The 24,499-nt window shown below is 67.5% G+C and carries 18 protein-coding genes; 5 read left to right on the top strand and 13 right to left on the bottom strand.

Annotated features, from left to right (window positions below; all coding sequences use genetic code 11):
* Positions 1-40: 40 nt before the first annotated feature.
* The 8 genes from ACO2Q1_RS03420 to ACO2Q1_RS03385 all read right to left on the bottom strand — a co-directional run bounded on the left by ACO2Q1_RS03420 (position 41) and on the right by ACO2Q1_RS03385 (position 13,800).
* A complete protein-coding gene (locus ACO2Q1_RS03420) occupies positions 41-3,316 on the bottom strand; it encodes a discoidin domain-containing protein (protein WP_423328140.1) in 3,276 nt (1,091 codons plus the stop codon).
* A 147-nt stretch (positions 3,317-3,463) separates the two neighbouring features.
* Entirely contained in the window at positions 3,464-4,279 is an 816-nt protein-coding gene (locus ACO2Q1_RS03415) for a carbohydrate ABC transporter permease (RefSeq protein ID WP_423328138.1), read from the bottom strand.
* Complete coding sequence (locus ACO2Q1_RS03410) at positions 4,276-5,187, bottom strand: carbohydrate ABC transporter permease (protein ID WP_423328137.1); 912 nt, start codon at positions 5,185-5,187, stop codon at positions 4,276-4,278. The genes ACO2Q1_RS03415 and ACO2Q1_RS03410 overlap by 4 nt, the downstream gene beginning before the upstream one ends.
* Positions 5,184-6,455, bottom strand: coding sequence for an extracellular solute-binding protein (locus tag ACO2Q1_RS03405; protein ID WP_423328136.1), 1,272 nt, complete (start codon positions 6,453-6,455; stop codon positions 5,184-5,186). The genes ACO2Q1_RS03410 and ACO2Q1_RS03405 overlap by 4 nt, the downstream gene beginning before the upstream one ends.
* Positions 6,452-7,903: a glucoamylase family protein gene (locus ACO2Q1_RS03400; RefSeq protein WP_423328135.1), complete on the bottom strand. Its 1,452-nt coding sequence runs from the start codon at positions 7,901-7,903 to the stop codon at positions 6,452-6,454. Before ACO2Q1_RS03400 ends, ACO2Q1_RS03405 begins: the two co-directional genes overlap by 4 nt.
* An 87-nt stretch (positions 7,904-7,990) precedes the next feature.
* Entirely contained in the window at positions 7,991-10,930 is a 2,940-nt protein-coding gene (locus ACO2Q1_RS03395; protein ID WP_423328134.1) for a TonB-dependent receptor, read from the bottom strand.
* 56 nt (positions 10,931-10,986) lie between these two features.
* Positions 10,987-12,051, bottom strand: a complete 1,065-nt coding sequence (locus tag ACO2Q1_RS03390; protein WP_423328133.1) for a LacI family DNA-binding transcriptional regulator — start codon at positions 12,049-12,051, stop codon at positions 10,987-10,989.
* Between the two features lie 201 nt (positions 12,052-12,252).
* Entirely contained in the window at positions 12,253-13,800 is a 1,548-nt protein-coding gene (locus ACO2Q1_RS03385) for a carboxylesterase/lipase family protein (protein ID WP_423328132.1), read from the bottom strand.
* 137 nt (positions 13,801-13,937) lie between these two features.
* Between ACO2Q1_RS03385 and ACO2Q1_RS03380 the strand changes: the two genes are divergently transcribed.
* Both ACO2Q1_RS03380 and ACO2Q1_RS03375 read left to right on the top strand, forming a co-directional pair.
* Positions 13,938-15,476, top strand: a complete 1,539-nt coding sequence (locus ACO2Q1_RS03380; RefSeq protein ID WP_423328131.1) for a sensor histidine kinase — start codon at positions 13,938-13,940, stop codon at positions 15,474-15,476.
* Positions 15,476-15,850 carry a response regulator gene (locus tag ACO2Q1_RS03375; RefSeq protein ID WP_423328130.1) on the top strand — a complete coding sequence of 125 codons (375 nt, stop codon included), beginning with the start codon at positions 15,476-15,478 and terminating at the stop codon, positions 15,848-15,850. The genes ACO2Q1_RS03380 and ACO2Q1_RS03375 overlap by 1 nt, the downstream gene beginning before the upstream one ends.
* Here ACO2Q1_RS03375 and ACO2Q1_RS03370 read toward each other — a convergent pair.
* From ACO2Q1_RS03370 to ACO2Q1_RS03350, 5 genes are all read right to left on the bottom strand, one after another.
* Positions 15,839-17,440, bottom strand: a complete 1,602-nt coding sequence (locus tag ACO2Q1_RS03370; protein WP_423328129.1) for a phytoene desaturase family protein — start codon at positions 17,438-17,440, stop codon at positions 15,839-15,841. The genes ACO2Q1_RS03375 and ACO2Q1_RS03370 overlap by 12 nt on opposite strands.
* 64 nt (positions 17,441-17,504) lie before the next feature.
* Positions 17,505-17,630, bottom strand: coding sequence for a hypothetical protein (locus ACO2Q1_RS03365; protein ID WP_423328128.1), 126 nt, complete (start codon positions 17,628-17,630; stop codon positions 17,505-17,507).
* 53 nt (positions 17,631-17,683) lie between these two features.
* Positions 17,684-18,904 carry an imidazolonepropionase gene (gene hutI, locus ACO2Q1_RS03360; RefSeq protein ID WP_423328127.1) on the bottom strand — a complete coding sequence of 407 codons (1,221 nt, stop codon included), beginning with the start codon at positions 18,902-18,904 and terminating at the stop codon, positions 17,684-17,686.
* The gene (gene hutC / locus ACO2Q1_RS03355; RefSeq protein WP_423328126.1) at positions 18,901-19,620 is read right to left on the bottom strand and encodes a histidine utilization repressor; all 720 of its coding nucleotides are present in this window, start codon (positions 19,618-19,620) and stop codon (positions 18,901-18,903) included. The genes hutI and hutC overlap by 4 nt, the downstream gene beginning before the upstream one ends.
* Positions 19,617-21,005 carry a formimidoylglutamate deiminase gene (locus tag ACO2Q1_RS03350; RefSeq protein WP_423328125.1) on the bottom strand — a complete coding sequence of 463 codons (1,389 nt, stop codon included), beginning with the start codon at positions 21,003-21,005 and terminating at the stop codon, positions 19,617-19,619. Before ACO2Q1_RS03350 ends, hutC begins: the two co-directional genes overlap by 4 nt.
* Before the next feature lie 92 nt (positions 21,006-21,097).
* Between ACO2Q1_RS03350 and hutG the strand changes: the two genes are divergently transcribed.
* From hutG to ACO2Q1_RS03335, 3 genes are read left to right on the top strand one after another with little or no spacing between them, the layout of a single operon-like run.
* Complete coding sequence (gene hutG / locus ACO2Q1_RS03345; RefSeq protein WP_423328124.1) at positions 21,098-21,931, top strand: N-formylglutamate deformylase; 834 nt, start codon at positions 21,098-21,100, stop codon at positions 21,929-21,931.
* Positions 21,928-23,595 (top strand): urocanate hydratase, encoded by a 1,668-nt coding sequence (hutU, locus tag ACO2Q1_RS03340; RefSeq protein WP_423328123.1) that lies wholly within the window; start codon positions 21,928-21,930, stop codon positions 23,593-23,595. The genes hutG and hutU overlap by 4 nt, the downstream gene beginning before the upstream one ends.
* 35 nt (positions 23,596-23,630) lie before the next feature.
* Complete coding sequence (locus ACO2Q1_RS03335; protein WP_423328122.1) at positions 23,631-24,482, top strand: bile acid:sodium symporter family protein; 852 nt, start codon at positions 23,631-23,633, stop codon at positions 24,480-24,482.
* Positions 24,483-24,499 lie beyond the last annotated feature (17 nt).

The following is a 24,499-nucleotide window of genomic DNA, read 5'->3' as shown; positions in this document are numbered from 1 at the left end:
GTCGTAGCCCTCACACGTCGTCGGGTCGAGGCGGGAAGCCCTATCGCAGCTCCACCCGCCGGGCGCCTGCGGGTATTTTCAGCTCGCCAAGGTCCCACTTGCCGTTGCGTCCGTCGATGCGGGTTCGGGTCGGCAGCGGCGTCCCCTGCGGCCAGCGCAGCACATAGCCGCCCGGCGCCTGAACGCCGTCGATGATCGTCAGGACGATGGCGCCGTCCCGGCGCAGCAGCTGATAGCTGAGCGGACCGTAGGCGGTGCGCACGTCGCGAACGCCGACGCCGCTGTCGGCGTCCAGCCAGTCGTGGGGAACGCCGTCGGCGAGGATCAGGGCGTGGTCGCTGTCCCGCTCATAGACGAACAGGTCGAGGGCCGAGCGGATATAGTCCGAGCTGATCCAGGCGTGGGGCATGTCGCCAATGAAGCGCGGCTCACGCAGGTCGCGACCGACCACCTCCGCCCAGCCGTTCCAGGCGGCGGGACGACGGTCGGCGAAGAAGAAATCGAGAGCCTGGATGGCCCGATCCCGCCGGCCGAGACGGGTCAGGGCGCCGACGTTGCGCAGCTCGTAAGGGGTATAGTCCTTCCAGGCGGTCGCATTGGACTGACGGGCGATGAAGTTCTCCCAGTACTTTTCGAAGGTCCGGCGCAGCAGCCCCTGGGGCAGATTGGCCTGCTCCCCGCCCGGCGAAAGGCCGATGGTGGTCGAGGTGGCGTCGAAGTCGCCCCGGTCGGCCGCTCCGGCGATCCAGTCGATCCTGTGCCGGACCGCCGTGCCGCTGATCGAGGCGCGCAGGTCTCGCGAGAACTGATCCCGCGAGGCCGCGATCCGGGTGGCGGCCGCCCGGTCCCCCAGGGTCTCGGCGATGAAAACGGCGTCCTTGTAGCCGAGCAGACCCCAGAAATCGTCCCAGTAGGACCAGGCGGGCTTGTCCGAATATCCCTCATGGCTGATCGACGGCGGCAGAAGGCCGAACAGGTGCCGATTGTCGCGGGTGCGGTTCTCGGCCGTCCGGGTCGAGGCGCGCAGCTGGTCCATATAGGTGATCGCGCCCTGGACCTGGGGCCAGACGCTTTCCAGCAGGGCGCGATCGCGGGTGTAGCGCCAGGTCTCGGCGGCGAGGAAGACGAACTCACCGTGGCTGTCGTTCTCCGGCACCGGATCTGCGCCGCGTGCGTCGACGCAGCAGGGGACCTTGCCGTTGGCGAAGATGTAGGGCGCGTACCAACGCAGATAGGCGGCCGACAGGTCAGCATGCCCCAGCCGATTCAAACCCTCGGCCATCATCGCCCCGTCGCGGATCCAGGAACGGTTGTAGCTGCGGGTTCCGGGTTGGAGGATCGGCCCCTGGCGCGACATCAGCATGTGCGCCAGCGAGGTCTTCATCGTGTCCTCGATCCGCTGGGCCTGGGGCGGCAGGATCAGGTCGAACCGGTCCAGCTTTTCGCGCCATTCCGCCACCAGACGACGCTCGACACCTTCGAAGTCGATCGTCGGCATGTCCGCGTACTCGTTGCGGAAGGGGCTGACGAAGCCCAGGGTCCGTGTCTCGCCGGGCTGAAGCGTCAGGTCATAGAGCAGGGCCGCCGACGCCAGTTTCGCCACGTCCTGGACCGCCAGCGGCGTCTCGCCTGGTTGGCCGGCGGCGCCCGCCAGCAGGGACTGGGGATCGGCGCCCGCCTCGAAGGCCGCTCCGACCACGCGATCCGGACGCGCCGAGGTGAAGACGGTTCCATCGCCCAGTTGCAAGGCCGAGCCGGTCCAACGGATCTGCGACAGCGGACTGGCGCCGCCCGGCACGGCCAGGAACTGCACCGGGCCGTTGACCTGCATCGGCCGCCCGGCCAGCGCCAGGGTCAGGGTCTGGGGCCGCCGGGAGGTGTTGGTCAGCTCATATCGGCCATAGAGACGCGCGTTCGCCGGATCACCCTCGGCCATGGCGGTGACCTTGAGCATCCAGCCTTCATGAGTCCAGGTGACGGTCGGGATCGGCAGATCGTCCTGAACCAGTCCCTGTTCGATCCGAACGTCGGCCCAGGTGACGAGACGCCCGTTGTCCAGCACGAAGGGTTCGATCGACGGTCCGCCCCGTCGCAGCTCGATGGCGCCGTCCTCGGAGATCAAGCCGCTCTCGCCGCCGCCGTCGACGCCGACCAGGGTCCAGTAGGGCTGTTCGCCCCGGAAGCCGCGAGGATAGAGGCCGCGGCGCGACTGGGCCGCCACAGCCATCAGGAATTTCGTCTCGGTCTCGCCAAAGGCCAGCGACTGAAGGCTGAACTCGTTCAACGCATAGGCGGCCTGGGCGCGGTCGCCGCGTTGACCGGCCCCCATCTGCCCGGCCGTGCCGGCGGCGCGGGCGGGCGGCGCCTCCAGGTCGAGCTTCACCCAGCGGGCGGAGGCTTCGGGCGTACGCAGCCAGTCGGTCCCGCCGTCCCCCTGATCCACCCGGACCAGCTCGTTCCAGGTCGCGCCGTCGGACGAGCCGTACAGACGATAGCGCGCGGCCGAGCCGCCTTCGGCCCACTTCAGCGTGACGCCGCCGAACTCTCGCTCATAGCCGAGGTCCAGCGTCAGGGTCTGGGCGCCGACGTCCGTCGTGCGCCAGGCCGTCGCGGAGTCGCCATCAACCGCGAGAGCGCCGGGCGCGTTCTCCGCCTCGCTCGAGGCCGTCGCGAGGGGCTGAGGCGGGGTGGAAGGTTCAGGCGGCAGTTCGCGCAGACGCAAGTCAGCGACCTCGATCCAGCCCCTTCCGCCCTCCCCGGCCGTGACCACGAACTCGATCCGCTCGGCGCCCCGGAACGTCTTGTCGGGGTTCGGACCCCAGGCCCAGATGACCTGACGCTTCTTGATGACGAACTCGGTCCAGCCGTCAGGGAAGACGTAGCGTGTCACCTGACGCCAGTGGACGTTCTCGGCCGAGGCGTCGGCGAACTTGATCTCGAAGGTGTTTGAAGGCCCCTGTCCCCGGACGCGGAAGCGAATTTCGTAGTTCTCGGGGACGGTCAGGGGGATGGCGCGCGCGGCGAAGGCGTAGCCGGAGCGACCGTTGAAATCGTAGGTCAGCCGCATGGCCGGCAAGCCGTCCGGCCCGGGGACGGCTGTGATGGCGGACGACACATCGGTCGAGGCGTCGGCGGTCCAGGGCGCCAGGTCGGCGAAATCGTCCAGCACCGTGACGGGCGGCGGGGCAGGCTCGGCCGGGAGATCGAGATTGAGAGCGGAGGTCGTATCGACAGGCGCAGGAGAAGCCGTTTCCTGAGCAAGGGCCGGAGCAGCCGACAGGGTGAAGATCGCCGCTAGGACCGAGACCAGACGCATCAAAAACTCCGCTCATCCCGGCGAAGGCCGGGACCCAGTTCTTTGGGCGACCGGCGCCGGCCGGCTCCCACTGAAATCAATCCCGCGCACCCGTGCCTCACGAAAGCACTGGATCCCGGCCTTCGCCGGGATGAGCGGCATCGGGTTCTATCCCTTCACGCTGCCGGCCAGCATGCCCCGGATGTAGAACCGTTGAAGCGCCAGGAACAGGACCAGCACCGGCGCCACCGTGACGACCGCGCCGGCCATCATGAGTTCGATGTCCTGCACATGTTCGCGTGACAGGGCCGCCAGCGCCACCGGCAGGGTGTAGTTCGACTGATCCGTCAGAATGATCAACGGCCAGAGGAAGTCATTCCAGCTGCCCAGGAAGACGAACAGGGCCAGGGTCACGAGGATCGGCGTCATGGTCGGCAGCACGACGCGGCGGAAGATCTGACCCTCGGTCGCGCCGTCGACGCGCGCGGCCTCCAGCATCTCTTCCGGGATCGAGAGGGCGTACTGCCGGATCAGAAAGATGCCGAAGATCGAGGCCAGCCACGGCACCAGGGCGCCCGGCCAGGTGTTCACCAGCCCGACCGATTTCAGCATCAGGAACAGCGGCAGGGTGCCGATCTGGGCCGGGATCACCAGGGCGCCGATCAGAAGCTGGAAGATGCGGTCCCGCCCCCGGAACCTCAGCTTGGCGAAGGCGTAGCCGGCCGGGACGGTGAAGGCCAGCGCCAGCAGGGTGGCCAGGGTCGCCAGACCCAGGCTGTTCAGCATGTAGCGCCCCATGCCCTGGGTCACGAACAGGTCGCGGTAGTGCTCCAGCGTCCATTGCTTCGGCAGCAGCGGCGGCGGGAAGTTGGCGGCCTCGCCCGTCGACATGAAGCTGACCGACAACATCCAGGCCAGGGGGAAGACCACGACGAGGGCGATGGCCGCGACGAGGAGATTCAGCAGGATCGCGCGCGGCTTCACGTGTGATCTCCGCCCAGGCGTCGCGACACCCACAGCTGCACCAGGGTCACCGCGAAGATGCACAGGAACAGGATGAAGGCCACGGCGGAGGCCGAGCCGAGGCTCCACCATTTGAAGCCCTCTTCGTACATGAAATACAGCACGGTGACCGTCGACTGGGCCGGGCCGCCCTGGGTCATGACATAGGGTTCGGCGAACAGCTGGAAGAAGCCCGCCACGGAGATGATCGACACCAGCAAAAGGGTCGGCGCGATGGCCGGCAGGGTGACGTTGCGGAACTGGGTCCACGGCCCGGCGCCGTCGATCCGGGCCGCCTCGTACAGGTCGTCAGGCACGGTCTGGAGCACGGCCAGGAAGATCAGCATGTTGTAGCCGAAGGTCTTCCAGACCACGAACATCAGGATGGCGGGGATCGAGGTCGAGGGGTCGCCCAGCCAATCGACGGGGGGCATGCCGAACGCCCCGATGGCCCAGTTGATGACGCCGTATCTGGTGTGCAGCAGATAGTTCCAGAGCACCGCCGTGGCGACGAGCGTCGTCACGAAGGGGGCGAAGAACACGACCCGCCAGATGGGCCGCCACTTCACGACGCGCGCGTTCAGGATCACGGCCGCGCCGAGCGATGCGGCGATCGACAGGGGCACGCCCAGGACGGCGAAGAGGCCGGTGTTCTTCATCGCCCCCCAGAACAGCGGATTGGTCAGCAGCCGCTCATAGTTCTGCAGGCCCACGAAACGGAGGTTCGACAGATCGGCCAGGGCGTAGATGTCGAAGTCCGTCAGGCTGAGCAGCAGGGCGGCGAAGACCGGAATGGCGAAGAATACCCCCACCGCGATCAGGGCCGGGGCGACGAACATCCAGGCGGCGCGTTCACGGCGCGCGACGTCGGCGTTTCTGGCGACGCTCATGCCCTGCCCTCCCGGTCCAGGATCCAGCGGCGTTTCTCGAGGATGCGGTCGACGCGGCGGTCGATCTCGCGGCCCGCGCTTTCCGGGGTGTACTCGCCGCGAACCATCCGCTCGGCGACGATCTGCATCTCGGCCGAAATCCGCTCCCACTCGGGGGCCTTGGGCAGGGCCTTGGCGCGGGCCAACTGCCCCTTGAAGGCGGCGATATAGGGGTCGGACGCGACCGCCGGGGCGTTCCAGGCCGAGGTGCGCGACGGCAGGTCGCCGGTCAGGACGTTGAAGCGCGCCTGGACCACAGGGTCGGAGAGGTAGCGGATCAGTTTCCAGGCCGCCTCGGGGTTGCGGCTCGACTTGAACACCGCAAGGGCGGACCCGCCGGGCGCCGAGGCGCCAGGCCCATCGGGACCCGGCACGCCGGCCGTGGTCCAGTGCGGCTGGATCGCCGGATCGAGCCGGGTCTTCATGTCGCCGATCGTCCACGGACCGGAGAAGTAGTAGGTGAAATAGCCCCGCCCGAATTCGGTCCAGACATTGGAGATCTGGGTCGAAGAGGCCAGCGGCGCGAGGCCTTCGTCGAAGAGGCTCTTGTAGAAGGCCAGGGCCGCGACGAACGATGGGCTGGAGAAATTGCCCCGACTGTCATGGTCGCGCAGCAACGGATCGGCGCCTTGCAAGCCGAAGGTCAGAAGTTGCTCGAACTCATTGACCGGCAACAGGATTGCATAGTTTCCCGGCCCCGCCGCGCGCTTGACGGCATGCATGGAGCGCTTCCATTCGGCCCAGTCCGTCGGCATGGCGTCATAGCCGGCGCGGGCCATGATGTCGGTCCGGCAGTAGATGAGCCGGGTGTCCACGTACCAGGGCGTGGCCATCGACCGGCCGTCGATATTGGCCGTGTCCAGAACCGCCGGAAACTGGTCGGTCAGCAGGTCCGCCGCCTCGGCCGGGGTCGGCGACAGGGCGCCGATGGCCGTCAGTTCGGAAATCCAGGTGGCGCCGATCTGGCTCACATCCGGCAGGGAGTCGCCGGCGTAGGCCGTCAGCAGTTTCTGGTGGGCCGAGGTCCAGGGCTGGGGCTGGACGACGACCCGCACGCCGGTCTGGGCCTCGAACTCGGGCAGGATCTTGGGCACCGCCGAGCCTTCGTTGCCCATCGCCCAGAACTGCAGCGTCGGCCGATGGTCACGCGGGGCGCACCCCGAAAGGGCCGCCGCCCCGGCGCCGATCAGGCCGAGCGCATGTCTGCGATCCGGCCCGGTCCTGATCATGCGTCCAGCCACCCGCCGGTGAAGCCCGACAGTTGCATCGCACGCCGCAGATTTGGCTCGCCGTGCATATGCCGCCACAGCAGGCCCGAGCGGTGGTTCTCGGTCATGATGACGATCGGGCCCTGGTCGATGCCCAGATAGTCGCCGTCGATCCAGCCCAGGCCCGGCACGATCCGGCCGTGCTGCAACGGACCGTCGCGCTGGGTCAGGGTCGGGTTGAAGGAATCGAGGAAGCCGTACTCGGTGTACAGGGCGTCGCCGCCCCAGGCCTTCATCGCCTTGACGCAGGGCACGACGATCTCCGGCGCGAAGGCGATCGAGGCCGCCGCCGCCGTCGGAGCGATGGTGCCGTCGTCCCGGTCGCCGGGTCCGCGCGCCGAATAGGAGAAGAACTCGCGCTCGCGCCCCGCGATCGTCTGTTTGAAATCGCCCGGCCCGTCACAAGCCGTCAGGCCCCACATGGCGCTGGAGTAGCCGGCCCAGCCGCCCGGATTGTCGTGGGCGTACTTCTGCTGGGCGTAGACCGCGCGGCGGCTGTTCTCGAAATAGTCATAGGCCACGCCGTCCATGGCCGACTTGCCGCGCATCCATGCGTCCTGAACGCCCCGGAAGTCGATGAACATATGGCTGTACTGGTGGCCGAAGATCGGCGCGAACTGCAGGTGCCAGTCGCCCCATTTGTCGGTCCAGCTCTGCTCATAGGCGAAGGCCCATTCGTGCCAGACGGCCGGCGGAACCGGATGGGTCGGGCTGCCGATCGCCAACAGCAGCAGCAGCATGCCCTCGTTGTAGATCCACCAGTCGTGGGGGATGTGCCCTGTCTCTGGGTGCCAGCCCATGGAGATGCGGTTGGGCCGCACCACGGCCCAGTCCCACTCGATCCGCTCGTACAGCTTCTGGGCCAGGTCGCGGATCTCGGCCTCGTCGGCGTGGCGACCGTTGAAGAAGCGCGCGGCGAACAGGGCGCCGCCGATAAACAGGGCGGTGTCGACAGTGGACAGCTCGGTCCGCCCGAAGCGGTGACCGGTCTCCATGTCCAGGAAGTGGTAGAAGAAGCCCTTGTGGCCCGCGATGCCGGTCTCGCCCGCCCCCTGGGGCAGGGTCCAGAAGTTGCGCAGGGTTATCAGGGTGCGCTCGCGCGCCTCGGCCCGTGTCATCCAGCCGCGTTCGACCCCCACAGGCCAGCAGCCCAGGGCGAAGCCGACGGCGGCCACGGAACAGAAGCTCTTGGTCGGCCAGCGGTCGGGCGTCAGACCGGTGGCGCGATCCGTCACCTTCACGAACCAGTCGAAGGTCCGGCGTTGCAGCTCGTCGATCTCGGGGTCCAGGCGATTGATCCTCGGTCGGGCGGTCGAAACCCGCGTCTGGGCCGCCGCAGCCGTCGTGGCGAAGGCCGAGCCGGCCACGCCCGCCACAGTCGATCCCATCAGGAAGGTGCGACGATCCATGGCGAAACCTCTTAAAGCGAAATCGAACATACAAAAAGAAAAGGCCGCCCCCGCGCGAGCGGAGGCGGCCAGTTGCTCAGAGAGCGGTCAGAAGGTGTAGCGCAGGCCGACCTGGAAGCTGCGGGTCGGCAAGAAGACCGAGTTCGGCAGACCGAAACGCGGGCTGGTGAAGCTGCCTTCAAAGCCGGAATAGTTGTCGAAGTTGAAGACGTTGATGGCGTCGAAGATCAGCTGAAGCTCCTGACCTTCGAACGTTTCGAAGGTCTTGGTCAGGCGCAGGTCCACCTGGCGGAAAGCGAAGTTCAGCCCAGGCAGGAAGGCGTGCTTCTCGGGCCGTCCGCCATTCCAACAGATGTTGGGGTTCGTAGCGTCTGGGCAGTTGAAGACGTTAAACGGCAGACCGGAGCCCAGGGTGACAATGCCGGAGAGCATGAAGTCATAGGGCAGCCCCACCATCCCCGAAGCCACGATACGATGGCGTTCGTCGGTGTTGGACGGGTACTCAGGCGACAGGGCCGGGACGTTGTAGTCGAAGTCGAAGCCGGCCGTACCACTGTCGCGGCTGCCGTTCTGCGTCGCTTCCGACAGGGTGTAGGCGAGATTGAAGCCCCAGTTCGACGCCCGATCGTAGTTCTTGTCCAGCGTGATGTAGAGGGCCTTGTATTCGGCCTCCTTGTCCTGGTTCTGGAAGAAGATCGCGTTGCGGAACTGCGGGAAGCCGACGGAAGTCGGGCTTGGACCACCGAAGCGGTTGCCCGTCTCATCGCCGGCGTTGGCGATGTACCAGGCCGACAGGTTCTTCGTCTTGGTGTACGACAGCGTCGCCGACGCCTGGAAAATCCCCAGGCGCTGACGGAGCCCGAAGTTGAACTGATCGGTCACCGGCGGTTCGGCGTCGTTCTTCACCAGGAAGACCTCGCCGGCCCCCGGCGTCGCTGCGAGCAGCGGGTCCAGCCCCGCCGGCGTCAGGTAAGACGGGTTCCAGGCAACGGTGTTGACCCCGCTGACCATCCCGCCAGTCTGCGAGAAGAACACTTGGCGAGTGAACTGGAACGGCTTGAACCGCTCGTCGAAAGCGAAGTTGAACCCGAGACGATCGTAGTAACGGCCCGCTCCGCCGAAGACCACAGTACTTTCGTCCCCGAACACATCGTAGCTGAATCCGATGCGAGGCTGGAAGGCGCCGGTGAAGGCGTCGCGCTTACCGTCCGAGATATAGTTGGTGTAGTCGAAGTACGACGGGAAGTCATAGTTCGGCAGATTCTGGATAGCGGCCAGCATATTACGAATGCTGTCGGGCGTCCGATAGTCGTTGTTGAAGGCGTTGTCCTCGTAGTCCCACCGAATGCCGAGGTTCAACTCCAGTTTGTCGGTGATCTGCCAGTCGTCCTGCAGATACAGGCCGATGACGTTGTTCTCGGCCTCGGTGGGTTCAACGAACGTGCCGAGGGTGACCGCGACGGGAATGTTCGGGCCGCCAAGGCCCGTGATGCCGGTGAGGTCATAGGTGAATTGAGGGTTTCGGCCGAACTGCTTGTTCACCGAATACGTCTGCATCGAATATTTGACGCCGGCCTTGATCGTGTGCGTGCCCATCCATTGCAGGTCGGGGATGGTCAGATCGTTCTTGAACGTGTGGCTTTCCTGCTGGATGTCCTGATTGTCGCTACGACCGCCAGTCGTGAAGACGGTCGCCTCGCGCGAGTTCACATCGAACTGGAATCCGGCGAGGTTGGTGTTGGCGTCACGGAAAAGCGCGAAGGTCCGTCCGTATTCGCTGAAGTTCAGCGCCCGAGGATTATAGGTGTACGAGAAGTAATCGTAGCTGAACTCGTTCAGGAACCGATCGCCCTGATAGGTATGGCGCGTCACGATCGAACGAACGTCGGTATTCGTCTGCTCGGCGCGATCAAAGCTTGTCTGGCCGCCAAAGCTGCGAATGTCGGCCTCGTCGCGATAGGTGCCGCTGACTTCCAGGCGTTGCCGATCGTTGATTTGCCAGGAAAGCTTGCCGAAGACCAAGTCTTGCTCGAACGGAGCTGCGAAGTTACCGAGTTCATCGGCAAACAACGCATTGTATTCCGTGCGATTGAGGAACACGCCGTTTGCGCGTCCTTCGTCCTTGCGCTCGTAAGTGACGAAGAAGTGCAGCCGATCGCGCAGGATCGGGCCACCGAGGGCAAAGCCGTACTGTTCGCGCGTCAGATCCGGCTTAACGGCGCCGCGACGCTGAGCAAAGACGTCCTGTTCGATCCAGTCCTGATTTTGGTAGGTGGCGAAGATCTCGCCGTGGAATTCGTTCGTTCCGGACCGGGTCACCGATGTGATGATGGATGAGCCAGCTTGTTCGTACTCAGCCTTGAAGTTCTGGCTGATGACGCGGAATTCCTGGACGCCCGCCTGGGGGAACGGATTGCCGCGGCTGTCATCCTGTCCCGCCACGCCGCCGTCGATGATCGTCGATTTCTGGTTCTGGCCATCGATGAAGACGTTGATCGCCTGAGCCGTCTGGCCGCCTGCGGAAATCGTGCGTTCGCTTTCGCCCTCGGTCACCCGGACGCCAGGGGCCAGGGCCGCGAAGTTCAGGAAGTTGCGGTTGATCTGAGGCAGGTTGTTGATCTGCGCCTGGCTGACCGTCGTGGCGACTTCCGAGGTGCGGACTTCCAGCAGACGACGCCCGGTCACCACGATGTCGGCGACCTGATCAGCGCCTGCCGTCGGCGCGGAGGCGCCTGCAACATCGAGATCCAGGGTGACAGTCTGGCCGACCGAGAGGGTGACAAGGTCCGTCGCCGTCTGGCCGTCGTCGGTCGTAACAGTGACCTCATAGGTCGCTGGCCGAAGGCCGGGCAGGACATAACGCCCGTCGGCGCCGATGCGGCCGCGGCTGATGAACCCGGTCGCCGTGTCACGAGCGGTGATCGAGCCCCCGCTCTCGGCCGTCGCCCCATCGAAGACGGAGCCACGAAGCGTGGTGTTGGTGGCCTGCGCAGACGCCGCGCCGGCGCTTGCCAGCAGGGCCGCCATGGCCAGCGCGGAGACCGCGCCGAGGGTGCGAATACGGGTGTTCATCCTGGATTTCCTTAGGTTTTCCCAAGCGTGGTTGCGCCGGCCGGGACGATGCCCGGTCCGGTCATGGTTGAGGCGTTAGGCGAGACGTCGGCGCGGCTGGAGCCCCGCACGACGAGAGAGGGGCGGACGGTTTCCTGGGCCTCGGCGCCCGGGGCGTCCGGCTGGCGGATCAGACCGACGAGGCGATCCAGGGCGCGGCGGCCGACCCCGGCGATGTCCACGCGCAGGGTGGTGAGGCCGGGCCGCACCAGAGCCGCCACCGGGACGTCGTCGAAGCCGACCACGGCGACATCTTCGGGGCAGCGCAGCCCCAGGTCCTGAAGCGCCAGCAGGGCGCCGATCGCCATGGTGTCGTTGGCCACGAACAGGGCGTCGGGACGGGCTTCGGCCCGGAAAAGCGCGACGGCGGCCTCATAGCCGGCGGCCTGGGTGAAGTCGCCGTCGACGACGCGCGGCGACAGGTCGGCAGCGGCCATGGCCTCGGAATAGCCGGCCAGCCGGGCCTCGGCCTCCAGGTTTCCGGCCGGGCCGGAGACGTGGGCGATTTTGCGACGGCCGATCTCGACCAGATGTTGGACCGCCGCCATGGCCCCGCCCCGGTTGTCGACTGCAATGGACGGCAGGCCGCCCACCGGTCCGCCGTTCATCATCAGGACGGGCATCCGGCCGGCCGTTGCCGAGAGGCCGAAGTCGTCCAGATGCGGCGACAGAACGATCAATCCGTCCACCCGCCCGCGCATCGAGCGGATCGCCGCGGAGGCCTCGTCGGCGTCGCCGTGCGAGCTGGAGACGATGAGGTGCAGCCCGTGGCCTCGTGCGGCGAGGTCGAGACCGCGGATCAGCTCCGAGAAGAACTCGCCGAAGAGGTCGGGCAGAATCACGCCGACGGTGTCGGTTCGGCTGGTGGACAGGCTGCGGGCGCCGCTGTGCGGCACATAGCCGAGCGCCTCGACCGCCTTGAGCACACGCTGGCGGGTCGCCTCGGTCACCGGGCCGGCGCCGTTCAGCACGCGCGACACCGAGGCGACCGAAACGCCGGAATGGGCCGCGACGTCACGGATCGTGGCCGCCTTCATGACGGCCTCGCGGCGATATGGTCGTGGCGATCCTGGCGGTTCAAGCCGGCGTCTTCCCCTGCTGTCCGCTGTGCCGGCTTCCTTGGCGAAAGTCCGTCAGCGCCGAATGTAATCGGTTACGTGTAAGCGGTTACATGCCACAGCCGCATTCGCCTCGCAAGCGCCTCACTTCGGCCACATGCGGACACGGCGTGGAAACGATCAGTCCCCGCCGGATCGCGCCGTGTAGAGCGCCTCGATAAGGTCCAGCCGCCGGGCGAACGGAACGGGCAGGACGCGCGGCCCCGCGTTCCCGAACTCGATCAATTCGTCGATACGGGCCCGCAGGTCGGGCCACATCAGCCGCCCGCCGCCGTTCGGGTCTCCGGTGCGACCAAAGGCCGCCCAGTAGTCGGCCATCAGGGTGGCCGCCCTCTGGTCCATGTCGTCGGTCGCCCAGGGCGAGGCCGTCAGATTGTCGAAGACGTACTGGCGTTCCGACGCATGGGTGGCGCCGGAATGGGGCTCGGGCATGGCCAGGGAGACGACATCGAAGCGATAGAGGAACGTCGGCTGGCCCGCCGCCGCGTGCAGTCTGGCCAGGCGGCGCGCCGGCTCGTTGAACACCAGATCCGAGACGAGATGGGCGTCATAGCCCTCCTGCCCGCCATAGGCTTCGACCAGGGCCGCTCGCGCCGCATCCGAAAGGTTGTCGTCCAAGGCGCCGTAAGGCGTCAGGTCCGAAGGTTTCATCCACCAGAACTCGGCGCTGTTGGTCCCGATCAGCAGAGGCACCGGCGCCTGGCGGCCGGCGGCGAAGGCGGCCTCCACATCCATTGGGACCACGACGCCGTCCGTCAGGATCAGATCCCCGCCGAAGAAGTTGGGCGCCGGCTCCAGCAGGCGTTCCGCCGGGACCGCCCTGAGAGCGGCGGCCGTCGGCGTCACGCCGGCCGCCTCGGCCCAGGCCGCGCCTCTCGCACGCGTCGAGCGCGGCGAGAGCGGGTCGAGGTCGCCGGGGACGGCGCCTTCCTGGCGTCCCAGGCCGGACTGGATCGCGGCGCGGTGGAACAGGCCCCTCGCCCGGGGCGAGATCATCAACTGGCTGACCGCGACCCCGCCGGCGGATTCGCCGAAGATCGTCACCTGCCCCGGATCCCCGCCGAAAGCCTCGATGTGGTCGCGCACCCATTCCAGGGCCGCGATCATGTCCATGACGCCGTAGTTCCCGGCCGCCTCGCCCGCCGGTCGTTCGGCGGCGAGAGCCGGGTGGTCGAAGAAACCCAGCCGCCCGAGCCTGTAGTTGATAGTCACCACAACGACGCCGCGCCGGGCGAGGTTTGCGCCCTCATAGAGGGCCGCCGTGCCTGACCCGTTGTTGTAGCCCCCGCCGTGGATCCAGACCATCACGGGCAGAGGTCCATCCCGGCTTTCGGGGGCCCAGACGTTCAGCGTCAGGCAGTCCTCGCTCATCGGCAGGGGACCGACGCCGTTGTCGCCGTTCGACGGCGGCTGAATGCAGATCGGGCCCAGGTCCGTCGCCTGGCGCGGCCCGGTCCAGGCCGGCGCCGGCCGGGGCGGCCGCCATCGCCACTCGCCGACCGGCGGCGCGGCATAGGCCACGCCCTTGAAATTCTCGATCCCGTCGTCGCGCGCGCCGACCAGAACCCCTTCGCCGACTCGGGCGACCGGCGGTCCGTCCGCCGGGAGAGGCGCCGATGTGTTCAAGGTCATCGTCATGGCGGCGGCGATCAGGGCAGTGAAGGACATGACGTCAGACTAGGGCTCCGTCCGGTTCTGTGAACCCTTGTCGCCGGATGGCGATGAAATTCAGCACGGCGATGCAACCCTCTTTGCGATACCGCGTTCCTGCCCAGACGTCGGGGGCTTGTGACTTGAAGGAACTGGTGATTTCGCACGAACTGGCGGTCGATCTGGCCGCCGTGTTCGACGCCTCGCCCAACCCTTACGTCCTGCTGACGCCCGACCTGCATATCGCCGGGTGCAACGAGGCCTATCTCGCCGCGACCAGCAGCCAGCGTGACGCCATCATCGGACAACCCATCTTCGGCGCCTTTACCGCCGGCGACAGCGCGGAGGCGCCTGCGAACGTCCGCCAGGTTCGCGAATCGATGGAACGGGCCATCCGCACACGCTCGCCGGATCATCTGGCGCTGGTTCCGTTCGCCATGAAACGTCCGCAGGCCGGCGGCGAACTGGCGTTCGAGGATCGGTTGTGGAGCGCGACGCATACGCCGATCACAGACAAGGCAGGGCAGGTCGTCTATCTGCTGCAGCACACGACCGATGTAACCGAGTTGGAGGCGTTGCGCCGCTTGAGAGCGGAGCAAGAGTCATTGCACGGCGGGGAACCAGAGGTTTCGGCGCTGGATGTCGTTGTTGGGGGCGCGGTGCTGCGCCGCGCCGCAGAGGTTCAACAGGCCAACCGCGAGTTGGAGTTCGAGCGGCGTCGCCTGCTGGAGCTGTTCATGCAGGCGCCGGGCTTCATAGCTGTGCTGGATGGACCGGACCATGTGTTCCAGATGCACAACCCCGCCTATGGCCAGTTGATCGGCCACCGCGACATCATGGGCAAGCCGGTGCGCGAGGCGATGCCGGAACTGCAGGGCCAGGGTTATTTCGAGTTCCTGGACCACGTCTTCCAGACGGGCGAACCGTATGAGGGCCGCGAAAGCCGGGTCCAGTTGCAACGCGTGCCCGGCGCGGCCCTGGAAGAGGTCTTCCTGAACTTCATCTATCAGCCGATCCGGGACGATGACGGAAAGGTCGTCGGCATCTTCGTTCAGGGCCATGACGTCACCAACGACGTGCGCGCGGCCGAGCGCCAGAAGTTGATGATCGACGAGTTGAACCACCGGGTGAAGAACACCCTGGCGACGGTGCAGTCGATCGCCATTCAGACGGCGCGATCGCATGCAGACCCTCGCGCCTTCGCCCAGAGCTTCCAGGCGCGGCTGATGTCGCTGTCGCATACGCACGACCTGCTGACCCGTCGGCACTGGGAAGGCGCGGAACTGCGCGACGTCCTGCGGCACGAGACCGAGGCCTATGGGCCCAGCCGCATCAGCCTGACCGGACCCGCCGTGCACCTGGATTCGGCCCAGGCGCTGTCCCTGGGGATGATCTTCCACGAACTGGCCACCAACGCCGCGAAATATGGCGCCCTGTCCGTGCCCGAGGGGCGGGTGATGATCGACTGGTCGGTGGCCGATCAGCATGATCGCCGCCTGACCCTGTCGTGGCGCGAGGCGGACGGACCGACCGTCAGCGCGCCCGAACGGCGCGGCTTCGGCGCCCGGCTGATCGAGCGAAATCTGCGCCACGATCTGGCGGGCTCGCTGGAAACCGACTACGCCCCCGGCGGCCTGGTCGTGAACATGTCGGTCTCGTTGGACCGTTCGCCGGCTGAGGGGGAAATGGCGTGATGGACGGGGATCTGAAGGGACGCCGCATCCTGGTGGTCGAGGACGAGTCGCTGGTGGCCATGCTGCTGGAAACGATCCTGGACGACCTGGGGTGCGAAACCGTCGGGCCGGTTTCCAGCGTGGCAGAGGCCCTGGATGTCGTCGCGGCGCGCGATGACCTTGACGGCGGCCTGCTGGACGTGAACGTCGCGGGCGTCGAGATCTTTCCGGTGGCGGAGGCCCTGGCCGCCCGCAATCTGCCGTTCGTGTTTTCGACCGGCTATGGCGAGGGCGGTCTGCCGGACGAATGGAAGGGCCGGATCACCCTGCAGAAGCCGTTCACCGAAAGCGCAGTCCAGGCTGCCCTGTTCAAGGCCATCGGCTCAAAGGCCTGATCCGCGGAGTCTCCCCACATCCTTCAGCACGGCGCGCGCCGCGTTGCGACCGGGAGCGCCGGTGACGCCGCCGCCCGGATGGGCGCCGGAGCCGCACAGGTAGAGGCCGGGCACAGGCATGCGATAGTCCGCATGGCCGGGCACAGGCCGTGCGCTGAACAGCTGATCCACGGTCAGCCGCCCGTGGAAGATGTCGCCGCCAATCAGGCCGAAGCGCCGCTCCAGATCGCGCGGCCCCAAAGCCAGCCGTCCCAGCACGGACGCCTTGAAACCCGGGGCGTGGCGATCGACGGTGTCGATCATCAGGTCCGCCACCGCGTCGCGATCCTGGTCCGCCAGATCGGGCGACACGTGCTGGCAGAACAGGCTGGCGACGTGCTGTCCGGGCGGGGCGAGGCTGTCGTCGAGGGTGGACGGGATCAGCATCTCGACGATCGGTTCGCGCGACCAGCCGTGCAGGCGCGCCTCGGCATGGGCGCGGTCCATATAGGCCAGGCTGGGCGCGATGATGACGCCCGCCGTATGGTGATCTCCCGGTTCAGGCAGGGCGGTGAAGCGCGGCAGTTCGCTGAGGGCGACGTTCATGCGGAAGGTGCCCGAGCCGGAGGCGTAACGGCTCATCCGTTCACGAAAATCGGCAGGAAGCACCGCAGGGTCGACAAGGCGGTCGAACAGCAGGCGGGGGTGAAGGTTCGACACCACGCGATCGGCCCGGAACACCTGACCCGCCTCGGTCACCGCTCCGACCGCCCTGCCCTTCTCGATCAGGACCTCGGAGACGGGGCTGTCCAGGCGAATATCGACGCCCTGCTCGGCGCAGGCGGCGGCCATGGCCTGGGTTATGGCGCCCATGCCTCCAACGGCGTGGCCCCAGGCGCCCTTCTTGCCGTTCACCTCGCCGAAGACATGGTGCAGCAGCACATAGGCGGTGCCGGGCGTGTAGGGGCTGGCATAGGCGCCCACGACCCCGTCGAAGCCATACAGGGCCTTGATCGGATCGCTCTCGAACCAGCCGTCCAGCCAGTCCCCCGCGGACTTGGCGAACAGGTCGATGAGGTCTCTGCGCCCGGTCAGCCCCAGGGCGCCGAGCCGCCGTCCCAGCGTCGCCGATTTCAACAGTTCCGGCAGGGCCTGCACCCAGCCGCCCTCGGTCAGGTTCGGCGGCGCTTCGAGCGCCACGGCGCGCAAGACCTCGGCCACCGCCTCCAACCTCGCGCCATAGGCGTCCAGTCGATCGGCGTCGCGCGCCGAGAACTTGGCGACCTCGGCCCGGGTGCGCCCGTCGCCCGCCGCCAGATAGCGCCCGTCCGGCAGAGGCAGGAAGTTGGCCATGCGCCGCTCGACCACACGCAGTCCGTGCCGCGCCAGATCCATCTCGGCGATGACCTTCGGGTTCAGCAGGCTGACGGTGTAGCTGGCGGTGGAGTTGCGGAAGCCGGGATGGAATTCCTCGGTCACCGCCGCCCCGCCGACGACGCTGCGACGTTCCAGCACGGTCACCTTCAAGCCAGCGCGCGCCAGATAGAAGGCGCAGACGAGACCGTTGTGACCTCCGCCCAGGATGACGATGTCCGTCCGCGTCTGCGCCATGCCGCGCCTCCCTGCCCCGCCGGTCAGTAGCACAGCGCCGTCTTCGAGAAAGCGGAACCCGCGATCACATCAGGGCGGCGACACCCAGTGCGGCAAGCAGGGCCTGAGCCCCAAGAAGAACACCCATCGCCAGGACCAGCGCGCACTCCGCCAGGTCGCTGGATCGGTGAAGTTCATGATGTCGCAGCATGGCCGTCTCCGATTCGGACGAGACAGCATACTACGTTATCGACCGGGGCATTTCTACCCTAGGTGGTTTCCAGCCACATATTGTCGCGCCAGCAGGGGCTTGCCGAGCCAGTAGCAGAGCTCTGCGGGTCGAGAGACGTCCCAGACCGCCAGGTCGGCGGCGAGGCATGGCGCGATGCGGCCGACCGTGTCCGACAGGCCCAGGGCGCGCGCCGCGATGCGCGTCGCGCCCGCCAGCGCCTCCTCCGGCGTCAGGCGGAACTGCACGCAGGCCAGGTTGAGAGCCGCCGTCATCGACGCAACGGGCGAAGTGCCGGGATTGCAGTCGGTCGCCACCGCCATATCGACGCCATGCCGGCGCAGAAGATCGACCGGGGGCGGCGTCGTCTCCCTCAACATGAGATAGGCGCCGGGGAGCAGGACCGCGACGACCCCGGCCTCTGCCATGGCGGCCACGCCCGCCTCGCTCGCATATTCGATGTGGTCCGCCGACAGGGCCCCGTAACGTGCGGCCAGGGCGGCGCCGCCGCCGTCGGACAACTGGTCAGCGTGCAGCTTGACCGGCAAACCCAGGTCACGGGCCCTGTCGAAAAGCCGCGCCGTCTCCCCGACCGAAAAGGCGATGGGCTCGCAATAGGCGTCGACGGCGTCGACCAGGCCTTCGGCGTGAGCCATCGGCAGGATCTCGTCGACGGCCAGATCCAGATAGGCCTCGCGCCCGCCCTCGGCGCGATGCTCCGGCGGCAGGGCATGCAACCCGAGATAGGAGGTCCGGACCCGAACGCCGGCCTCCCGGCCGATCCGGCGGGCGACGCGCAGCATCTTCAGCTCGCTGTCGCGGTCGAGGCCGTAGCCGGACTTGATCTCCACCGTCGTGACGCCGGTGGTCTTGAGGCCTTCCAGTCTGGTCAGGGCGGAGGCGTAAAGTTCGTCCTCGGACGCTGCACGGGTGGCGGCGACGGACGAGACGATGCCGCCGCCCTCACGCGCGATCTGCTCATAGGTGGCGCCGCCCAGCCGCCGCTCGAACTCGCCCGAACGGTCCCCGCCGAACACCAGATGGGTGTGGCAATCGATCAGGCCCGGCGTCACCCAGCGTCCGTCCAGCCGGTCGATGTGATGCGCCTCCATCGACGGCAGGTCTGATCGACGCCCCACCCAGGATATCCGCCCGTCGAAAATGACGATGGCGGCGTCCTCGATGGCCCCGTAGGCGGCGCCGCCCGCCTCCATGGTGGCCACATGGCAGTCGAAGATCAGGCGATCGGCGATCACCGCCCTTCGCCCCGCGCCGGCGAGAAGCGCGCGACCAGATCATAGCGATCGCCTGGGAACAGCTGCGACACCCGCGTCACCGGCCGCCCGTCGCGCCAGGTACGGCGTTCCAGCAAGAGGCAGGGCGCGCCGGGTTTCAGCGCCAGCCGACGCGCGTCGGCGCCGCCGCAGGCCACCGCGCTGATCCGATGCTCAGCCTCCGTCCAGGGCGCGAAATCCAGCAGCCAGCCGCCGGGCGGCAGGGTTTCGAAATCCGCCGTCTCCGCCTCCGGGGTCACGACCAGGGAGATGACGCGCCGCTCCAGCGCCAGCGACATGCCATCGGCGGTGTGCAGACACCTGAGCTCCAGCACCTGTCCGCCGGAGGCGAGATCGAACTCCTCGTCGGTGACCGGTTCACGGACGCGCCGTGTCAGCAGTTCATAGCCGTAGGTCTGGCCCCGCGCCTCGGCCTCGGCCTTCAGGTCCGGAATCGACAGAACCGCGGACTGGGCGCGAGGCTGGGCCACGAAGGTGCCGGCGCGACGTCGACGGGTGACCAGGCCGCGATCGGCCAGTTCCGAAATCGCCTTGTTCACGGTCATCCGCGAGCATCCGTATCGGCGCGTCAGCTCGTGCTCGAACGGGATGCGCTGGCCCGGCGCCCAGTCCCCCGAAAGGATGTTCGCCTCGAGATCGGCATAGATCCGCCGATGCAGGGTGAAGGGGGCGTTCACGCCTGGACCACGCTCGCCAGAGCGCGCCGGAAGCGGGCCTCGATGGTGTCGCGGGCGATGTGTCGTCCGTCGATGACGACCTGGCGTCCACGCCGCCAGACCGAGCGCAAGGCCGAGCGATCGCCGCCGAAGATCCAGCTGTCCAGCAGGGCGTCTCCGTCTCGTCCTGCAAAGGCGATGCGGCCATGATCCAGAGCCAGCACATCCGCCGGGGCGCCGACCGCCAGACCGGACGCCGCCACGCCGCAGGCCTGGGCGCCGCCTGCATGGGCGCGATCGAACAGGGCGCGCCCCGTCGAGCGGGCGGCGTCCGCCATGACGGCGCGGCCGCGCAGGCTCAGACGCTGGCTGTATTCGAGCATCCGCAGTTCCTCGGACAGGCCGATCTGGACGTTCGAATCGGTGCCGATCCCGAACCGTCCTCCGGCCTCAGCATAGGCCGCAGCCGGGAAGACGCCATCGCCCAGATTCGCCTCGGTGATGGGACACAGGCCGACCACAGCCCCGCGACGGGCGATCTCGCGCCACTCCGGCTCCGTTACGTGAGTGGCGTGAATGAGACACCAGCGCGGATCGACCGGCGCATGGTCCAGCAGCCATTCGACCGGTCGCCGCCCCGACCAGGCCAAACAGTCCTCGACCTCTTTGGTCTGCTCCGCCACGTGGATGTGGATCGGCCCATTGCCCGCCAGGGCCGGCATGTGCGCGAGTTCGTCCGGCGTCACCGCACGCAGGCTGTGGGGCGCCACGCCCACCACGCCGTCCGGCAGGCGCGCGGTCAGACGCCGCCCCGCCTCGACCCTTTGCGCGAACTGATCCAGATCGGTGATGAATCGCCGCTGCCCCTGGCTGGGCGCGGCGCCGCCGAATGTCGCATGGGCGTAGAAGACGGGCAGCAGCGTCAGGGCGATCCCCGTCGCCTCGGCCGCCGCCACGATCCGCGCCGTCAGTTCGGCCGGATCGGCATAGGGCCGACCGTCGATGTCGTTGTGCAGATAGTGGAATTCGGCGATGCGGGTGAAGCCACCCTCGAGCATTTCCATAAAGGCGTAGGCGGTGATGGCCTCGATCTCTTCCGGCCCGCCCCGGTCCAGAAACCGGTACATCAGCGCGCGCCAGGACCAGAAGTCGTCGCGCTCGCCGCCCGCGCTCGCCGGCCCGCGTCCCTCGGTCAGGCCCGCCATGGCGCGCTGGAAGGCATGACTGTGCAGATCGGCCACGCCGGGCAGGGCCACGCCGTGGTCGGTCTCATGAGCTCCTCGCTCTGTTCCGGCTTCGACGGCCGAAATCACGCCGTCCGCCATCGTCAGCCGCACCCTGCGCGCCCAGCCGTCCGGCAGCAGGGCGTGGTCGAACCACAGGCTGTGGGCGGTGTCTGACGGCATCGGCACTGGACAACCTCTCAGGCCATGGATCAATATGTCTATACATACCACAGACCGTGGCGATGGCGAGGCGCAGACGGCAGGAGGCGGAAATGGCGACGCACGACTGGCTGACCGTCCAACGCGGCGAGGCGCCTCTGGTGATCGGCCTGCCCCACACGGGGACGGACATTCCCGACGACATCCTGGCCGGAATGATCTCGCCCTGGCTGGCGCGCAAAGACGCCGACTGGTGGGTGGATCGGCTTTACGCCTTCGCCGCCGACATGGGCGCGACGCTGGTCCGGACGAGCATCAGTCGTAGCGTCATCGATGTTAATCGTGACCCGTCCGGCGCCTCCCTGTATCCTGGAATGACCACCACCGGACTGTGCCCCACGGAGACCTTCGACGGCGAGCCCCTCTATCGGCCCGGGCTGGAGCCGGATCAGGCTGAGATCGACCGCCGCCGTGTTCTGTTCTTCGACCCCTACCACGCCGCCCTGACGCAGGAGCTGGAACGACTGGGAGCGGACGGCCCCGTCGTCCTCTATGACGCCCATTCAATCCGCTCGGTGGTGCCGCGCCTGTTCGAGGGCGAACTGCCCCAGTTCAATATCGGCGACAACGGCGGGACGACCTGCGCCCCTGCCCTGACCCGAGCGGTGGAAGCCGCCTGCGCCGTCTCGGACCTGGGCCACGTCGTCAACGGCAGGTTCAAGGGCGGGTGGACCACGCGACACTATGGCCGGCCGGACGCCGAGGTTCATGCGATCCAGATGGAGCTGGCGGATCGCGGCTATATGGACGACCCCGCCGGTCCCCTGGACACGACAAACTGGCCGGCGCCGTGGCGTCCCGAACAGGCCGCCCGCCTGCAGCCGACCCTGTCCGCCGTCCTGACCGCCTGTCTTGATTTCGCCCACGCCCAGCGAGCCTCACGATGATCGACCGCACTCTGAACAGCCGCGTGGTCCGCAGCCCGCGCGGACCCGAAAAGACAGCCCGCACCTGGCAGGCCGAGGCCGCGCTGCGGATGCTGATGAACAATCTGGATCCCGAGGTCGCCGAGCGGCCCGAAGACCTGGTCGTCTATGGCGGCATCGGCCGCGCCGCGCGGGACTGGGCCAGCTTCGACCGCATCGTCGATCAGTTGCGCGCGCTCGGCGAGGACGAGACCCTTCTGGTCCAGTCGGGCAAGCCCGTCGGCGTGTTCCGCACCCATGAGGACGCGCCGCGGGTGCTGATCGCCAACTCCAACCTGGTGCCCAAATGGGCGACGTGGGAGCATTTCCACGAACTGGATCAGAAGGGTCTGGCCATGTACGGCCAGATGACGGCCGGATCGTGGATCTACATCGGCACCCAGGGCATCGTTCAGGGCACCTATGAGACCTTCATGGAGGCGGGTCGCCAGCATTATGGCGGCGACTGGTCGGGCAAATGGATTCTGACCGCCGGCCTTGGCGGCATGGGCGGCGCCCAGACCCTGGCGGCGACCATGGCCGGCGCGTCGTGCATCGCCGTCGAATGCCAGGCCAGCCGCATCGAGATGCGGTTGAAGACCCGATATCTGGACGTCCGGGCCAACAGTATCGACGAGGCGCTGGAGCTTCTGAATCGCTCGCTGGCCGACGGCAAGCCCATCTCCATCGGCCTGTTGGGCAATGCTGCGGACATCCTGCCGGAACTGGTCCGGCGAGGCGCGCGTCCTGACCTGGTCACGGACCAGACCAGCGCCCACGACCTGGCCAACGGCTATCTGCCCAAGGGCTGGAGCGTCGCCGACTGGGAGGCGAAACGCGAGACCGACCCGGCCGCCGTGCGCGAGGCCGCCGCGACCTCGATCGTCGATCACGTCCAGGCCATGCTGGCGTTTCAGCAGATGGGCGTCCCCACCGTCGATTACGGCAACAACATCCGCCAGGTCGCCTTCGACAAGGGCGTGGCGAACGCCTTCGACTTTCCCGGCTTCGTCCCCGCCTACATCCGCCCGCTGTTCTGCCGTGGCGTCGGTCCGTTCCGCTGGGCGGCGCTGTCCGGCGATCCGGAGGATATCCGCAAGACCGACGAGGCGATGAAGCGGCTGTTTCCGGACAACGCCGGGCTGCTGCGGTGGCTGGACATGGCGGGAGAGCGCATCGCCTTCCAGGGCCTGCCCGCCCGCATCTGCTGGATCGGCCTGGGCGATCGCCACCGTGCGGGCCTGATGTTCAACGAGATGGTGGCCTCGGGCGAGCTGTCGGCGCCGATCGTCATCGGCCGGGACCACCTGGACAGCGGCTCGGTCGCCAGCCCCAACCGCGAAACCGAGGCCATGATGGACGGGTCGGACGCGGTGTCCGACTGGCCGCTGCTGAACGCCCTGCTTAACACGGCCTCGGGCGCCAGCTGGGTGTCGCTGCACCACGGCGGCGGCGTCGGCATGGGCTACAGCCAGCATTCGGGAGTGGTCATCGTGGCCGACGGCACGCCGGAGGCGGCGAAGCGGCTGGAGCGCGTGCTCTGGAACGACCCGGCCACGGGCGTCATGCGCCACGCCGACGCCGGATACGACATCGCCAGGGACGCCGCGAAAGAGCAGGGTCTCAACCTGCCGAGCCTGGCCTAGTGTCCGCCCATCCGTCACGCGCCTGAGGACCCCGCATGGAATTCGCCGCCGTCGCCCTGCCGCTCGCGCTCGGGATCATCATGTTCGGCCTCGGGCTGGACCTGACGCCCGCCGATTTCATTCGGGTGGCCAGGCAGCCCAAGGCCGCTGCGGTCGCCCTCGCCTGTCAGCTGTTGCTGCTTCCGGCGATCTGTTTCGGCCTGGTGCTGCTGTTCCGGCTGCCGCCGATCCTGGCGGTGGGGATGCTGCTGCTGGCGGCCTCGCCGGGCGGAACCACGGCAAATCTCTACAGCCACCTGTTCCGGGGAGATGTCGCCCTGAACATCTCGCTGACGGCGATCAACTCGGTCATCGCGGTCGTGACCCTGCCGGTCCTCACCAATCTGGCGATCGCGATCTTCAAGCCCGGCGACCTGAGCGTCGGCCTGCAGTTCGCCAAGACGCTGGAGGTGTTCCTGATCGTCCTGGCCCCCGTCGCCCTGGGGATGACCGTCCGGGCGCTGAGGCCCGGATTCGCCCAGGCGATGGACAAGCCCGTGCGCATCGCCTCCGTGGCCATACTGGTTCTGGTGATCGCCGGATCGGTCGCCGGAAGCTTTGATCTGCTGATGTCCAACTTCCTGCTTCTGGGAGGCGTCTCGGTCGCCTTCTGCGGACTGAGTCTGGCCGTCGGCTACGTCGTCCCGCGCCTGCTGAAGATCGAAAAGCCGCAGGCCGTCGCCAGCGCCTTCGAGGTCGGCATCCACAACGCCACCCTGGCCATCGTGATCGCGCAGGGGGTGCTGGGGCGACCCGACATGTCGTTGCCGGCCGCCGTCTATGGCGTGCTGATGTTCCCGATCGCCGCCCTGTTCGGCCTTTGGGTGACGCGGCGGCGAGCGCACTGAACTCAATCACGGCGGAC

Origin of the sequence: Brevundimonas sp. VNH65, assembly GCF_049445955.1 — a bacterium.
GTDB lineage: Bacteria > Pseudomonadota > Alphaproteobacteria > Caulobacterales > Caulobacteraceae > Brevundimonas.
This window is presented reverse-complemented; position numbering and strand designations above follow the sequence as displayed.

Bases quoted from the DNA above. Each gene is read 5' to 3' on its own strand.
- ACO2Q1_RS03385 (WP_423328132.1), bottom strand. From the start codon at position 13,800: ATGTCCTTCACTGCCCTGATCGCCGCCGCCATGACGATGACCTTGAAC.
- ACO2Q1_RS03375 (WP_423328130.1), top strand. From the start codon at position 15,476: ATGGACGGGGATCTGAAGGGACGCCGCATCCTGGTGGTCGAGGACGAG.
- ACO2Q1_RS03390 (WP_423328133.1), bottom strand. From the start codon at position 12,051: ATGAAGGCGGCCACGATCCGTGACGTCGCGGCCCATTCCGGCGTTTCG.
- ACO2Q1_RS03335 (WP_423328122.1), top strand. From the start codon at position 23,631: ATGGAATTCGCCGCCGTCGCCCTGCCGCTCGCGCTCGGGATCATCATG.
- ACO2Q1_RS03410 (WP_423328137.1), bottom strand. From the start codon at position 5,187: ATGAGCGTCGCCAGAAACGCCGACGTCGCGCGCCGTGAACGCGCCGCC.
- hutG (WP_423328124.1), top strand. From the start codon at position 21,098: ATGGCGACGCACGACTGGCTGACCGTCCAACGCGGCGAGGCGCCTCTG.
- ACO2Q1_RS03420 (WP_423328140.1), bottom strand. From the start codon at position 3,316: ATGCGTCTGGTCTCGGTCCTAGCGGCGATCTTCACCCTGTCGGCTGCT.
- ACO2Q1_RS03405 (WP_423328136.1), bottom strand. From the start codon at position 6,455: ATGATCAGGACCGGGCCGGATCGCAGACATGCGCTCGGCCTGATCGGC.
- ACO2Q1_RS03350 (WP_423328125.1), bottom strand. From the start codon at position 21,005: ATGCCGTCAGACACCGCCCACAGCCTGTGGTTCGACCACGCCCTGCTG.
- ACO2Q1_RS03365 (WP_423328128.1), bottom strand. From the start codon at position 17,630: ATGCTGCGACATCATGAACTTCACCGATCCAGCGACCTGGCGGAGTGC.
- ACO2Q1_RS03370 (WP_423328129.1), bottom strand. From the start codon at position 17,440: ATGGCGCAGACGCGGACGGACATCGTCATCCTGGGCGGAGGTCACAAC.
- ACO2Q1_RS03400 (WP_423328135.1), bottom strand. From the start codon at position 7,903: ATGGATCGTCGCACCTTCCTGATGGGATCGACTGTGGCGGGCGTGGCC.
- ACO2Q1_RS03395 (WP_423328134.1), bottom strand. From the start codon at position 10,930: ATGGCGGCCCTGCTGGCAAGCGCCGGCGCGGCGTCTGCGCAGGCCACC.
- hutU (WP_423328123.1), top strand. From the start codon at position 21,928: ATGATCGACCGCACTCTGAACAGCCGCGTGGTCCGCAGCCCGCGCGGA.